Below are 14,687 nucleotides of genomic sequence, written 5' to 3' on the forward strand. Positions count from 1 at the left end.
CTCAGTGAGCGATAGTTCCCCACAGGGCATCCTCGTCTGCGACAAGCCGCAGGGCCTGAGCTCCCACGGTGTGGTCTCGCGGATCCGGCGCTGGTTCGGCACGAAGAAGGTCGGCCATGCCGGCACGCTCGATCCCATGGCCACCGGTGTGCTCGTGCTCGGCCTCGGCCGCGGCACCAAACTGCTCACCTACATCACCGGAGTCTCGAAGACCTACTTCGCGACGATCCGACTGGGCGCGTCGACCCCGACCGATGACGCGGACTCCGAACCCGACCGCTTCGCCGAGCCCGCAGCGCTCGCGCGCATCGACGCCGCCGCCATCGAGGGCGCCGTGGCAGCCCTGCGCGGCCCGATCGACCAGGTGCCCAGCGCCGTCTCGGCGATCAAGGTCGACGGCAAACGCTCCTATGCCCGCGTCCGCGCCGGTGAGAACGTCGAGCTCAAGGCCCGCCGGGTCGAAGTCTCCGCGTTCGAGGTCATCGACATCCGCTTCGCGGCAGACGAAGGGCACATCGACGTCGATGTCGAAATCGACTGCTCCTCGGGCACCTATGTGCGTGCCCTGGCTCGCGATGTCGGCGCCGACCTCGGCGTCTACGGCCACCTCACGGCTCTGCGCCGCATCCGCGTCGGCGACTTCGAGCTCGACCAGGCCGTGACCCTGCCCGAGGACCTCGACGACCCTGCTCCCGGGCTCATCCCCCTCGCCGAGGCGGCCCGCACCCTTCTGCCCGTCGTCACGGTCACGCGCGACCGGGCCACGGCGCTCATGCAGGGCAAGATCGTCGCCTCCCGCGACTGGGCCGGCGACTCGGCCGCCGACGCCCTCCCCGGCACGGAAGTGTCCGTGATCTGCGAGGACACGCTCGTTTCCGTGGCAGAGGTGCGAGCGGACGGAGGACTCAAATCCGTCACTGCCTTCGCCATCGACCTCGCCTGAACAACCTAAAAGATTGTATTCGATCAATACAATGGAAACTCTTGTATTGCGGCCGAGGGTCTGCTGTACTGGAACCATGTTCGTCTTGACCATCGACCAGCAGAATTCGCGCACGAGCGCCGACGCCGTGCCCGAGGTCCTCGCGGTGCTGGCCCCCATTGCGACCGTCGTGCCCTTCGCCCGCACCATCGGCGATGAGGTCCAGGGAGCCCTGGAGGATGCGAACGCCGTCGCCGAGGCGGTGCGCCGACTCGCGGTCCGCACCGGCTGGCACATCGGCATCGGCATCGGCGAGGTCGACGAACCGCTGCCCGAAGCGACGGCCGCGGGCCGGGGCCCGGCCTTCTACGTCGCCCGAGAAGCCGTCGAAGCCGCGAAATCCGCTCCCGCCCACCTCGTCGTCCGCTCCGGGGAGGACCCGGGGGAGAGGTCCGCGACGGCGGACCATTGTTCGCTCGCCGAGGCGGCCCTGCGCCTGCTCGTGAGCACACTGGCCGAACTGCGCGCACAATCGCGCGGCTACGTCGACTACCGGCTCGACCACCCCGAGGCGACTCAGGCCGAGATCGCCGCCCGCTTCGACGTCTCCCAGCAGGCCGTGTCGCGAGTGCTCGCTCCCGGGACCGCGGATATCGTCGCCGGCGCCCAGACACTCGCCCGTCACCATCTCGAGCTGGCGGAAGGAGCATTCGATGTGGACTGAAGTCCTCGTCGCCGTCGGCGCGGCACTCGTCGCTGCACTCATCGGCTGGCCCCTCGTCCCCGCCTTCCTGCGGCTGACCCATTCGGGTCCCGGAAGCAGACCCGAGCGCACCGGAGCCGAAGATGTCGAAGTCCTGCGCGGAGGACTGTGGGTCGGCATCGTCGAACGTGCCCTCATCGCCGGGGCCATCGTCCTCGGCCGTCCCGAACTCATGGCCGTGGTCATCGCGGTCAAGGGCCTCGGTCGCTTCGCCGAGATCAAATCCTCGGCGGCAGCGGGGGAGCGGTTCATCATCGGCACCTTCGTTTCGATCGCCTTCGCCTCCCTCGTCGGGGTCGTCGGCTGGGCGATCATCGCCTGAGCGCAGACGCGCAGACGACCGTAATCGCCCGACCGGCGTGACCCGCCCGCCTCCGCCGGTTCGTCCGCGCCCGAGATCGGGTGGAGCCGCCTCGGCGAGGTGTGGGTTAGGAGGCGTGAGATCTCTGCGATAATCTGAATCGGTGCACGGAAGGAGCGAATGTCTGGTGGAGCTGTATCACGGACTCGGTGAAGTCGAGGCCGACGCTGTCGGCACCGTCGTCACCCTCGGCAACTTCGACGGCGTGCACCGCGGGCACCAGACGGTTCTCAAGACCGTCGCCGCCCTCGCTCGGCAAGAGGGACTGCGCTCGATCGCGATGACCTTCGACCCGCATCCGCGCACGGTGCACCGTCCAGCCGACCCGACCGTGATGATCACCTCGACCCGGCAGCGGGCCGACCTCATCGCCGAGACGGGCATCGACGCCCTCCTCATCCAGCCCTACGATCTCGATTTCGCCGCCCAGACGGCCGAGGAGTTCGTCCGCACCTACTTCGTCGAGGGCCTGGCCACGAAGATCGTCGTCGTCGGCGACGATGTCCGCTTCGGGCGCGACAACGAAGGCACCATCGACACGTTGCGCCGCCTCGGCGAGAAGTACGGGTTCCGGACCGAGACGATCGACGAAGTCGGACGTGGGGGACGATATTCGTCCTCGCGCATCCGCGAACAGCTCACAGCCGGGGATGTCGCCGAGGTGGCCGACCAGCTCGGTCGCTACCACGCCCTGCACGGCACCGTCGTCCACGGCGATGCGCGCGGCCGCGACCTCGGGTTCCCGACCGCGAACCTCTCGACCGACCCCGAAGGGCTCGTGCCCGCCGATGGCGTCTACGCGGGATGGGCGACGTTCTCCGGTGAGGGTCAGGCGTATCCGGCGGCGATCTCCGTGGGCACGAATCCGACGTTCCACGGTGAGACGCGTCGGGTCGAGGCCTATGTGCTCGACAAGGAGTTCGGCGAATTCGACGTCTACGACCGTGAGATGACTCTCGAATTCGTCTCCCGCATCCGCGGCCAGGTCGCGTTCACCGGGATGGACGACCTCATCGTGCAGATGCATGAGGACATCGCCGATGTGCGCGAGGTCCTGCACACCTGATACGCTGAACTCTGCCGTTTTCACCGGCCGCGGTCCCAGAGTGCGAGGATTTCAGGTCTTCGCGCCGCGCAACGATACGAAGGAGAACTCCATGGCTCTCGACACTGCTGTGAAGCAAGAGATCATCAAGGAATATGCAACTCACGAGGGCGACACCGGTTCTCCCGAGGTTCAGGTTGCACTGCTGACCCGCCGGATCACCGATCTGACCGAGCACTTCAAGGATCACAAGCACGACCACCACTCGCGTCGTGGCCTGCTGCTCCTCGTTGGTCAGCGTCGCCGCATGCTCAAGTACCTGCAGAAGGTCGACATCGAGCGTTACCGTTCGCTCATCAAGCGCCTCGGCCTGCGCCGCTGATTCGGTCTGAGCCGATCAGCTCACGCTGATCTTCTCTCACCGATCGATTCGGAAGCGTCCCACCACTCGGTGGGGCGCTTTCGTGCTTCCGCGGCCGGGTCCGGCCCGGTGCGTGCCGCTTCGCAACGGTGCTTCGGCGGTTTCGTGCTTCTGCGGTAGACTCGGACGTGGACACTCTTGCCATGGACGTTTCGGTCTTCGGTAGTGGCCTCCGGAGGAATGCGCGTCTGCATCTGCTTTCACCTGTGTGCAGCGCCGGTTCCGTGGGCCCCGATCGATGACCGGCCTGGATCCATGGAGAGTCCACAGCCAATATCCCGCCGGCAGGACGCGGGGCCTCGCGCTGCACAAGGCAGAGCGATGCCTCATACGTCGAGGGCCATTCCTCGAGCGCTGCAGGCCTCACATCGATGAGGGCCACCGCGCACCGGCACAACATAGGAGACTACGTGGGACTCAACCCTGAATCCGCCGTTGCCAATATCGACAATGGCAGCTTCGGTTCGCACACCATCCGCTTCGAAACCGGGCGTCTGGCCCAGCAGGCCGCCGGTTCCGCCGTCGCTTACCTCGACGACGACACCATGCTGCTGTCGGCTACGGCAGCCGGCAAACACCCCCGTGAGGGCTTCGACTTCTTCCCCCTGACCGTCGACGTCGAAGAGCGCATGTACGCCGCCGGACGCATCCCCGGCTCGTTCTTCCGCCGTGAGGGACGCCCCTCGACCGACGCGATCCTCACCTGCCGCCTCATCGACCGCCCGCTGCGCCCCTCCTTCGTCAAGGGCCTGCGCAACGAGGTCCAGGTCGTCGTCACCGTGATGTCGGTCAACCCCGACCACCTCTACGACGCCCTGGCGATCAACGCCGCCTCGATGTCGACCCAGCTGTCCGGTCTGCCGTTCTCCGGCCCCATCGGCGCTGTGCGCATCGCGCTCATCGACGGTCAGTGGGTCGCCTTCCCGAACCACTCGCAGCTCGAAGACGCCGTGTTCAACATGGTCGTCGCGGGCCGTGTCGTCGGTGACGACGTCGCCATCATGATGGTCGAGGCCGAAGCCACCGACAACGTCATCGACAAGATCAAAACCGGCGCCCAGGCTCCCACTGAGGAAGTCGTGGCCGAAGGCCTCGACGCCGCCAAGCCCTTCATCGCCGAGCTCTGCCGCGCCCAGTCCGAACTCGCCGGTCGTGCCGCGAAGCCGACCGTCGAATTCCCCGTCTTCCGCGACTACGAGGACGATGTCTACGAGGCCGTGCGCGAGCTCGCCGAGGCCAAGCAGACCGAGAACTTCCAGATCGCGGACAAGCAGGAGCGCGAAGCCGCCGGTGCCGTCCTCCTCGACGAGCTCTTCGAGAAGCTCGGGGAGCGCTTCGCCGGACGTGAGAAGGAGATCGCGAACGCGCTCAACGCTCTGACCAAGCAGGTCGTGCGCAAGCGCATCCTCACCGATCAGGTCCGCATCGACGGACGTGGACTCAAGGACATCCGTCCGCTGACCGCGGAGACCAACGTCATCCCGCGCGTCCACGGTTCGGCCCTGTTCGAACGCGGCGAGACCCAGATCCTCGGTGTCACCACGCTCAACATGCTCAAGCTCGAACAGCACATCGACTCGCTGTCGCCGGTGACGTCGAAGCGCTACATCCACCACTACAACTTCCCGCCCTACTCGACCGGTGAGACCGGCCGTGTGGGCAGCCCGAAGCGCCGCGAGATCGGTCACGGCGCCCTTGCCGAGCGTGCGCTCGTGCCGGTCCTGCCCAGTCGCGAGGACTTCCCGTACGCCATCCGCGAGGTCTCCGAGGCCCTCGGTTCGAACGGTTCGACCTCGATGGGTTCGGTCTGCGCCTCGACCCTGGCCATGCTCTCGGCCGGTGTGCCGCTCAAGGCCCCTGTCGCCGGCATCGCCATGGGATTGGTCTCCGACGTCATCTCCACCGACCAGGGTGAGCAGACCGCATACGCGGCGCTGACCGACATCCTCGGCGCTGAAGATGCCTTCGGCGATATGGACTTCAAGGTCGCCGGCACCCCGGACTTCGTCACCGCGATCCAGCTCGACACGAAGCTCGACGGTCTGCCCGCCTCGGTGCTGTCCGCAGCGCTGAAGCAGGCGCACGAGGCCCGCATGGTCATCCTCGGCGTCATCAACGACGCCATCGACACTCCCGCCGAGATGGCTGCGACGGCTCCGCGGATCATCTCCGTGAACATCCCCGTCGACAAGATCGGTGAGGTCATCGGGCCCAAGGGCAAGATGATCAACCAGATCCAGGAGGACACGGGCGCCGACATCAGCATCGAAGACGACGGAACCGTCCTCATCGGTGCCACCGACGGACCGGCTGCCGAGGCCGCCCGCTCGATGATCAACGCGATCGCGAACCCGCAGGTGCCCGAGGTCGGCGAACGCTACCTGGGAACCGTCGTGAAGACGATGAGCTTCGGTGCCTTCGTCTCCCTCACGCCGGGCAAGGACGGTCTGCTGCACATCTCGGAGCTGCGTAAGCTCAATGAGGGCAAGCGCGTCGAGGACGTCGAAGACGTCGTCGGTGTCGGCCAGAAGGTCCAGGTCGAGATCACGAAGATCGACGACCGCGGCAAGCTTTCGCTGGCTCCGGTCTCCGATGACGATGAGCAGTCGGACGACGAGGGATCAGACAACTGATACTCAACAGTTCACACACCGGGGAGGGCAGCCGAATCGATCGGTCTGTCCTCCCCGGTGGTTTGACGCTGACCACCGAACACATGCCGGGCCTGGCCTCGGAGACGATCGGCATCTGGGTCGCCGCCGGCTCCCGGGACGAATCCGCTGCGACCGCGGGTTCGACGCACTTCCTCGAGCACATGCTGTTCAAGGGCACCGGCAGCCGTGACGCGAAGACGATCGCCGCGGCCTTCGACCGCACTGGAGGTGACTCGAACGCGATCACCGCGAAGGAGCTCACCTGCTATTACTCGCGGTGCCTCGTGACCGATCTGCCGAACATCACGAATCTGCTGCTCGACATGGTCTCGAACGCCCAACTCGACGTCGAGGAGTTCGAGCGGGAGCGCGGTGTCATCATCGAAGAGCTCGCGATGTCGGCCGACGATCCCGGCGATGTGCTCTTCGACGACTTCGATTCGCTCGTCTTCGGTTCGCATTCGCTGGCGCGCCCGGTCGGGGCGACGAAGGACCAGATCCGGGCGCTCGGCCATCACACGGTCATCGACCACTACACCTCGACGTACATTCCGCCGCGGCTGGTCATCGCTGCCGCCGGTGGGGCGACCCATGAGGATGTGCTGGCGATGGTTGAGGATGCCCTCTCCGAGGCGGGGCTCGGATCCCGTGCCGACGTCTGGTCGGGTGCGGGGGTCGAGAAGGGATCGCATCTGGGTGGGGCCGCACGCGTGCGCCCGGACTTCCATGCCGGAATCTCCCATACCGTCAAGGACATCGAGCAGTTGGGCATCATGCTCGGCTGCGAAGGCCTGGAAGAAGGTCACGAGGATCGGTTCATCTACTCGGTCCTGCTGACCATGCTCGGCGGCGGCATGTCGTCGCGTCTGTTCCAGAGCGTTCGTGAGGAACGCGGACTGGCCTATGCTGTCAACTGCGTGGCCAGCCAGTTCACGGATGTCGGCACCTTCGGCATCTACGCCGGATGCACTGCGGAGAACGCGCAGGCTGTCGTCGATCTGGCTCTGAGCGAATGGGACCGGTTGGCGCAGGAGGCTCCGAGCCAGTTCGAACTCGACGAGATCGTCTCACAGCTCTCGGGCTCGATGGTGCTCGGTCTCGAATCCTCGGCGGCGCGGATGAATCGTCTGGCGCGGTCGGAGATCTTCGGACTGCCGATGGAATCGCCGATGGACCTTATCGAACGCGTCCGCTCGGTCACGGCCGAGGACGTCAGTGCGATGGCCGGTCGGCTGCTCTCGCGGCCGAAGGCCCTGGCCATGGTCGGCCCGACGGCCGAGGTCGAATTGCCCTGAAGGGAGTCTGAGACGATGGCGCGGAAGAACGCGGCCGTGCGCCGGGACGAGATCCTGGCGGCGACGGTCGAGGAGATCGAAGCCTCCGGTCTGCGGACCCTGCGCGTCTCCGATGTCGCTGCTCGGCTCGGTTTGAGCGCGAGCCTCGTCATCTATCACTTCGAGACGAAGGAAGCTCTCGTCTCCGAGGCCTTCGGCTATGCCGGACGTCAGGACATCGACCATGCCCGGGACCTCGCTTCGGGGGCGCCGCCCGCGCATCCCACTGCCACTGCCGCCGACGCGGTTGCGGAGCCGGACTCAGCGGCGCTCTCGGCTCGGCAGCGTCTGTGGAATGTCATCCGGTGGTACATGCCCAGCGGCTCGTCGCGCAGTTGGCGGATCTGGATCGACGCCTGGTCGGCTGGTCTCTTCGACGAGGAAGTGAAGTCGACGTTCGCCGGACTCGACCGCGAATGGAAGTCGGTGCTCAGCGGTCTCATGGACGAGGGCATAGCCGCGGGGGAGTGCCGGCCTCCTGAAGGCGGCACGGAAGCCTGTGCGACGAGGATGCTGGCCTATCTTGACGGCCTGGCGATCCAGATGATGGTCAATCCCGACACCGTCGACGCCGAGCGGATCGCGGTCTGGGTCGAGGACTTCCTCGCCCGCGAACTCGCCTGACTCCTTCAGCCATCTCAGTTGATTCCTTCGCGTCAATAGCGAGCAGAGAACCCACCGTCAGCGGAGAGCAGCTGACCGCTGATCCATCGTCCCTCCTCGGAGAGCAGGAATGCGGTGAGACCAGCCCTCGTCGCACGTGGTCTTGACGCGCCAGCCCTCGCCGAGTCAGACTGGTGTCACAGCGCTACTGAATCGCGGTTCAGTAACCTTCTGCTGCGGTCTGACCCCGATGCCCTCCTGGAGGCCCTATGTTCATGGACATCACGTGGCAGGATTCTGTCACCGGCGCACTCGGCTACGTCGTCATCGACACCCTCGTGCGCGGCACGGCCTCCGGCGGACTGCGCATGCGCAAGGGCTGCACCCTCGAAGAGGTGCGCGGACTGGCTCAAGGCATGACGCGGAAAGAAGCCATCCACTTGCGCGAAGGCCGCCACTACGTCCCGGTCGGCGGGGCGAAAGGCGGGATCGACTTCGACCCCCGCGCACCGGGAGCCAAAGACGTCCTCGAACGCTTCCTCGTCGCCATGAACCCGATCATGCGCACCTACTGGGCCCTCGGCGAAGATTTCGGAGTCCGCCAGGACGACATCGACGAGATCCTCGCCCGTCGCGAACTCGGCTCCGGACTCTCCGCCGTGAACAAACTCGTCGATGATCCGGACGCCGTCGAAGCCCGCGCGAACACCGCATTCTCCACGATCGTCGACGGCGTCGCTCAGGACGAACTCGTCGGCGGACTCGGCGTGGCCACCTCGGTGATCGCCGCACTCGAAGCCGCCGGCCGGAAACCCAGCGAATCCACCGCCGTCATCCAAGGCTTCGGCTCCATGGGCGGAGCCACCGCCCGCTACCTCGCCGAGGCGGGACTGCGTATCGTCGGCATCGCCGATGCCGACGGATTCGTCTCCAACCCGGACGGACTCGACGTCGAAACCCTGCTCGCCAGCCGCGACCCATTCGGCGGAATCGACCGTGCCCGACTGCGGCCGACAGACCACGACGGTGACCGCGACGACTGGCTGGCCGCCGCCACTGACGTCCTCGTCCCCGCCGCCGTCAGCTACGCGATCACCGCTGACAGCTGTGACCGGATCCGCGCCGAACTCATCGTCGAAGCCGCGAACATGCCCGTCCTGCCCGCCGCCGAAGAGAAGCTGCTGGCCCGCGGAGTCACCGTGATCCCGGACTTCCTCGCGAACTCCGCGACGAACGCCTGGTGGTGGTGGGTGACCTTCGGCGACGTCGACGGCAGCTGGGACGACAGCCGCGCCCTCGTCACCACGACCCTGCGCGACCTCACCACCGAGGTGCTCACCACCGCCCGCGACCAGGGCATGAGCCCACGTCAGGCCGCCCAGGAAAAGGTCGACACGAACCTCGTGAAACTCGCGGACCTCAGCCCAGCCCCCGCCTCGGTGCCGGAAAGCTAGCGGCATGGACGCGTTCTTCGATCCCGGCAGTGTGGCCGTCCTCGGAGCATCGAACGATTCCAGCAAATGGGGATTCTGGCTCGCCGCCGGAGCACTGCGCGGAGCCGACCGCCGCAGTGTCCACCTCATCAACGCGAAGGCCGCCTCGATCCAGGGCCACCCCACCTTTGCGCACTTGGGCGAACTGCCGGAGGTGCCCGAACTCCTCGTCGTCTCCGTGCCCGGTCCCACCGTGGCAGGAGTCGTCGCCGAGGCGCTCGAGCTCGGGGTGCGCGCCTTCCTCGTCATCTCCGCACGCGTGCCCGATGCGGCCGGGCTGGCCGCCACCATCCGAGCCGCCGGCGGACGTCTCATCGGCCCGAACTCGTTGGGCCTCGTCGATTCGAGCAACGACCTGCTCCTGGCCTGGGGCAACTTCACCCCCGGCTCCTTGGCCGTGGTCACGCAGAGCGGGCAGCTCGGCACGGAGATCGCGACTCTGTCGGCCCGCAGCGGACTGGGCATCTCCCGCTTCGCCTCGATCGGCGGGCAATCCGATGTCCGCGCCGCCGAGATCCTCACCGCACTCGTCGACGACCCCGCCACCACTCAGGTCGCCCTGTACCTCGAATCCTTCGCCGGCGGCCCCGCCCTCGTCGCCGCGCTCAAAGCGCTGCGGGCAGCAGGGAAGCCGACGATGATCCTCACCACCGGAGCCTCCTCGGCGGGCGCGCGGATGGCGAAATCGCACACGGGTTCGCTGACCTCGACGATGGATGCCGTCGATGCCGCCTGCCGCGCGGCCGGGGCCATCCGGCTGAATACCCCAGGCCAGCTCGTCGAACTCGCCGGCTTCTTCACCACCGCGTGGCTGCCTGCCGGCCCGCGCATCGCCGTGCTCTCCGACTCCGGCGGCCAAGGCGCGATCGCCGCCGACACCTCCGAGAACTGGGGACTCCATGTGCACGAACTCCACTCAGACACTGCAACCCGAATCGGTGCCGCACTGCCCGAAGCCGACCATGTCGACAACCCCATCGACCTCGACGGGGCCGGGGAGAAGAATCTCGATACCTACGCCGACCTCACCGAGGTGCTGCTGGCCGGCCCGGACATCGACGCCGTCGTCCTCAGCGGCTACTTCGGCTGCTACGGCCAAGACATCCCCGAACTCCTCGAGACCGAGCTGGCCGTCGTCGAACGCTTCGGCCGGATCGTCGCGGAGGCGAAGAAGCCCGTCATCGTCCATTCGATGAGCGCGGACTCGCAGGCCGTGACCCGACTGTGGGAGCTCGGTGTCCCCGCCTACACCTCGATCGAGGCCGCCATGCGCGTGCTCTGCCGTGCCGGCTTCTACGCCGCCCACTCCGGCCGACTCACCGATACCCAGGACGTCACCGGCCCCGTCACTCCGTGGGGGACCGGATACGCCGCCGCCCGCGACGTCATCGCCACCGCCGGTGTTCCCGTCCCCGCCGCCGTGAGCCTGGGCAGAGGCCGGGAACCTGCCGAGGTGGTCCCGGACTCCGGACTCAACCCGCCGTTCGCCCTCAAGGCCGGATGGCCGGCGCACAAGACCGAAGTCGGCGGCATTGCTCTCGGGCTGAACGATCTCAGCGCCGTCGAGGAGGCCTATGCGGACATGGTCGGCCGCCTCGGTGACGGGGAGTACATTCTCGAGGAGATGGACACCCGCGATCATGTCGTCGAGATCCTCGTCGGCGGTCGGCAGGATGAGAACTTCGGGCCGCTGGTCATGGTCGCGGCCGGCGGAACGGAGACCGAACTCTTTGCCGACACGTGGCTCGAACTGGCGCCCGTGTCGCATACCGAAGCGCTCGAGATGATCTCGCGACTGAGCTGCTCGCGGCTGCTGACCGGGTGGCGGGGGCGACCCGCCGCCGATATCGACGGACTCGCCGAAGTCATCGTCTCCGTCTCACGGCTGGTCGCCGGCAGCAATGACATCGCCGAGATCGAAATCAACCCCGTGCGAGTCGCCCCTGATGGGGCGGTTGCCGTCGACGCACTCGTCGTGACCACAGAGAACCCTGACAGCGAGGAATGAGAATGGAACAGATGACCATCACCGGCGGTGCCCACCTGGCCCGCGCGCTCCAGGCCGAGGGGATCACCCGCGTGTTCGGGATCCCCGGCACCCACAACCTCGAGATCTTCGCGCAGCTGAGCGCCCACGGCATCGACATCGTCTCTCCCCGCCACGAACAGGGCGCCGGGTACATGGCCGACGGCGCCGCGCGCACCACCGGAGAGGTGCAGGTCATCGTCACCACCACCGGTCCGGCCGCGCTCAACGCCCTGACCGCGCTGCTGCAGTCATTCACCGACTCCGTACCGGTCCTCCTCATCACCCCGGGCATGCCGCTGACCCACCCGGGCCGCGGCAACGGGCTCCTCCACGAGGTGCGCAACCAGGAGGCGGCGCTGTCCGCGGTCCTCACCGAAGTCCACCGCGTCACCAGCCCCGGCGAGGTGTCCCTGGCCGTCGGACAGACCCTGTCGGCGATGCGTTCGGGACGCAAGCGGCCGGCCGCCATCGAGATTCCGCTCGACCTCATCGAAACCACCGGACCCGGCCGCCTCCACCCGTCGGTGACCCGTGCCCTGCCGGCCCCGGTACAGACCCAGATCGACACCGCCGCCGAGGCGATCGCCGCCTCGAAGCGCCCTCTCATCATCGCCGGCGCCGGCGCGCTCGGCGGGGGTGCCGGCACAGAGATCGAAGCGCTGGCGGACACGCTCGGGGCCGGGATCCTCCTGTCCTCGAACGCCAAGGGGCTTCTCGACGATCGGACGGTGAGCTGCCTCGGCGCTGTCGGGTTCCTCGAAGTGCTGCCCGAACTCCTCGGCGATGCCGATGCCGTCATTGCGATCGGCACCGAATTGGCGTCCAGCGATTTCTGGCCCGAGCCGCTGTCGCTGCCCGAGACCGTCGTGCGCATCGACATCGACGAGGTGCAGATGCTCACGAACGCGACCGTGACCCACCCGATCCTCGCGGACGCTGCCACCGCGGCCGCTGATCTGAACACTCGTGTGGCGGGTCTGCGGAGCGACGCCGACGCGGCTGCCGCACGGGACTGGACGGCCGGCTGGAAGGCGCGGACCGCCTCGGCGGCGGAATCCGAAGGTCGGCCCTGGGCCGAGCTCTCGGCAGCGCTGACTGCGTTCGCGGAAGCCGAGGAATCTCCGCTCATCGTCGCCGCGGATTCGACGATGGCCTGCTACTACGGAGTGCAGACCGGGTGGGCGGCTCGCCGCGGTGACCGGTTCCTCTACCCGGCCGGGGCCGGAACGCTCGGCTACGGACTGCCCGCCGGAATCGGCGCGAAACTCGCCTCACCCCGAGCTCGAGTGGTTGCCGTCGAAGGCGACGGCGGGTCGATGTTCACCATCGCCGAACTCGCCGCGGCCGTGCAGGCCGGCGTGCGGATGACGCTCATCGTCGTCGACAACGGCGGGTACGGCGAGATCCGCAACGAGATGGAAGACCGCGGCGATACGCCCTCCGGGGTCAAGCTCACCAGACCCGACTTCCCCGCCCTGGCGCAGGCGATGGGCGCCCGAGGCATCCACGTCGACGGCTCGCAGGAGCTGCTGGACGCGCTGACCGACGCCGAGTCAGCGGAGGGTCCGACGCTCATCCACATCACAGAGGACTCACGGGCCGGGGCGGACATGCTTCGCCGGTGAGGCGGACGCGCCGGGGCCGCTGTCGTCAACCGGTGGAGAACGAAGGAATTCGGTCGGGCGCAACGGCGCGTCCGACCTGCACACGAATCTGAAGGAGATCAGCATGAGCTACACGCCTTGGCCGCTGTCGGATGAACAGCATGACATCCTCGACCTGGTGCGCGGATTCGCCGCGGACACGATCCGGCCCGCCGGACGCCGCGTCGACGAAGCCGACACCGAATCGCCCGTCGACATCTTCCGGGCCGCCGCCAAGCTCGGGATCACGGACTTCATGGTCCCCGATGAGTTCGGCGGGGGCGGGTTCACCGATGTCTTCACCCAGTGCCTCGTCCAGGAGCAGCTGTGCTTCGGCGACCCGGGCATCGGGAACTTCGTGTGCTCGAACGGGTTCTTCGCCGATCCGATCCTCGCGCTCGGCACCGATGAGCAGAAGGAGGCCTGGCTGCGCCCCCTGACCGGATCGGAGCCGGTGATCACCGCACTGGCGACGACGGAACCGGGATCCGGATCGGACTCGGCGTCGATCATCACACGCGCGGACGCCGTCGACGGCGGATACGTGCTCAACGGGCAGAAGGCGTGGATCTCCAATGCCGGACTCGCGGACTACTACGTCGTCTTCGCCAAGACCGACCCGACTCAGCGCTCACGCGGAATCAGCGCCTTCCTGCTGCCGCGCGAGACCGAGGGGATGGAGTTCGGGGCGCCGATGAAGAAGATGGGCCAGCGGGCGATCGTATGCCGGGAGATCTTCTTCTCCGACGCATTCGTGCCCACGTCGGGCCGCCTCGGCGAGGAGGGCAAGGGCTTCTACGGCCTCATGCGCACCTTCGACATCTCACGGGTCGTGCTCGGGGCGGCGGCCCTGGGCACGGCGCGGGCGGCGTTCGAATACGCGCGCGACTACGCGCACGAGCGCACGCAGTTCGGGACGAAGATCATCGACCACCAGGCTGTGGCCTTCCGCCTGGCTGACATGTCCTCGCGCATCGATGCGGCGTGGCTGCAGGTGCTCAACGCCGCACGGATGCTCGACGCTGGGGACGCGGTGGAGCGGCAGAAGATGACGGCTGCGGCGGCGATGGCGAAGCTCATCGCCTCGGAGACGGCGATGTTCTGCACCTGGGCGGCGGTGCAGACGCTCGGCGGGTGGGGCTACTCACGCGAACACCCGGTCGAACAGTGGATGCGCGACGCCAAACTCGAGGAGATCGAAGAGGGCACCTCGGATATCATGCGGCTGCTCATCTCGCGCAACCTCGGTTGAGAAGCGGAAAGGGGCTCATGTGTCATCGAGACGGGGCGGTCGTGTCTTCGACGGGCTGATCAGCGGAAAAGGGAATAGGACTCGGGGAACCCTTGTTGTCCGAGATGAGACCCTGGGATAGGGTCGAAATGAAGCCACCGATGTGGTGGTCATCAAATCTCATCAGG

Annotated in this window: 12 protein-coding genes and 1 pseudogene; 12 read left to right on the forward strand and 1 reads right to left on the reverse strand. The window is 67.2% G+C overall.

Annotated features, from left to right (window positions below):
* Window positions 1-4: 4 nt before the first annotated feature.
* The 8 genes from truB to ACQE2J_RS07705 all read left to right on the forward strand — a co-directional run bounded on the left by truB (window position 5) and on the right by ACQE2J_RS07705 (window position 8,124).
* Entirely contained in the window at window positions 5-943 is a 939-nt protein-coding gene (truB, locus tag ACQE2J_RS07670) for a tRNA pseudouridine(55) synthase TruB (RefSeq protein ID WP_135539391.1), read from the forward strand.
* Window positions 944-1,019: 76 nt separating this feature from the next.
* Window positions 1,020-1,646, forward strand: a complete 627-nt coding sequence (locus ACQE2J_RS07675) for a hypothetical protein (RefSeq protein WP_135539389.1) — start codon at window positions 1,020-1,022, stop codon at window positions 1,644-1,646.
* Complete coding sequence (locus tag ACQE2J_RS07680) at window positions 1,636-2,007, forward strand: hypothetical protein (protein WP_135539387.1); 372 nt, start codon at window positions 1,636-1,638, stop codon at window positions 2,005-2,007. The genes ACQE2J_RS07675 and ACQE2J_RS07680 overlap by 11 nt, the downstream gene beginning before the upstream one ends.
* 166 nt (window positions 2,008-2,173) lie before the next feature.
* Complete coding sequence (locus ACQE2J_RS07685; protein WP_135539385.1) at window positions 2,174-3,112, forward strand: bifunctional riboflavin kinase/FAD synthetase; 939 nt, start codon at window positions 2,174-2,176, stop codon at window positions 3,110-3,112.
* A gap of 91 nt (window positions 3,113-3,203) precedes the next feature.
* Window positions 3,204-3,473 carry a 30S ribosomal protein S15 gene (gene rpsO / locus ACQE2J_RS07690; RefSeq protein WP_135539384.1) on the forward strand — a complete coding sequence of 90 codons (270 nt, stop codon included), beginning with the start codon at window positions 3,204-3,206 and terminating at the stop codon, window positions 3,471-3,473.
* Window positions 3,474-3,922: 449 nt separating this feature from the next.
* Complete coding sequence (locus ACQE2J_RS07695) at window positions 3,923-6,145, forward strand: polyribonucleotide nucleotidyltransferase (protein ID WP_135539382.1); 2,223 nt, start codon at window positions 3,923-3,925, stop codon at window positions 6,143-6,145.
* Window positions 6,146-6,207: 62 nt separating this feature from the next.
* A complete protein-coding gene (locus ACQE2J_RS07700; RefSeq protein WP_425118795.1) occupies window positions 6,208-7,461 on the forward strand; it encodes a M16 family metallopeptidase in 1,254 nt (417 codons plus the stop codon).
* A 15-nt stretch (window positions 7,462-7,476) separates the two neighbouring features.
* Window positions 7,477-8,124, forward strand: coding sequence for a TetR/AcrR family transcriptional regulator (locus ACQE2J_RS07705; RefSeq protein WP_425118793.1), 648 nt, complete (start codon window positions 7,477-7,479; stop codon window positions 8,122-8,124).
* Window positions 8,125-8,156: 32 nt separating this feature from the next.
* Here the strand turns inward: ACQE2J_RS07705 and ACQE2J_RS07710 are convergent.
* A pseudogene (locus ACQE2J_RS07710) lies at window positions 8,157-8,249 on the reverse strand (SDR family oxidoreductase); the annotation flags it as partial.
* Between the two features lie 123 nt (window positions 8,250-8,372).
* On the opposite strand from ACQE2J_RS07710, the gene ACQE2J_RS07715 reads away from it, so the two are divergent.
* The 4 genes from ACQE2J_RS07715 to ACQE2J_RS07730 all read left to right on the forward strand — a co-directional run bounded on the left by ACQE2J_RS07715 (window position 8,373) and on the right by ACQE2J_RS07730 (window position 14,520).
* Window positions 8,373-9,557 (forward strand): Glu/Leu/Phe/Val dehydrogenase dimerization domain-containing protein, encoded by a 1,185-nt coding sequence (locus tag ACQE2J_RS07715; protein WP_425118791.1) that lies wholly within the window; start codon window positions 8,373-8,375, stop codon window positions 9,555-9,557.
* A gap of 4 nt (window positions 9,558-9,561) precedes the next feature.
* On the forward strand, window positions 9,562-11,604 hold the full coding sequence (locus ACQE2J_RS07720) for an acetate--CoA ligase family protein (RefSeq protein WP_425118790.1): 2,043 nt from the start codon (window positions 9,562-9,564) through the stop codon (window positions 11,602-11,604).
* 2 nt (window positions 11,605-11,606) lie between these two features.
* A complete protein-coding gene (locus ACQE2J_RS07725; protein WP_425118789.1) occupies window positions 11,607-13,250 on the forward strand; it encodes a thiamine pyrophosphate-dependent enzyme in 1,644 nt (547 codons plus the stop codon).
* 103 nt (window positions 13,251-13,353) lie between these two features.
* Entirely contained in the window at window positions 13,354-14,520 is a 1,167-nt protein-coding gene (locus ACQE2J_RS07730) for an acyl-CoA dehydrogenase family protein (RefSeq protein ID WP_425118788.1), read from the forward strand.
* The last annotated feature ends 167 nt before the right edge of the window (window positions 14,521-14,687 follow it).

The sequence above is a fragment of the Brevibacterium sp. LE-L genome, assembly GCF_050214925.1.
Lineage (GTDB): Bacteria > Actinomycetota > Actinomycetes > Actinomycetales > Brevibacteriaceae > Brevibacterium.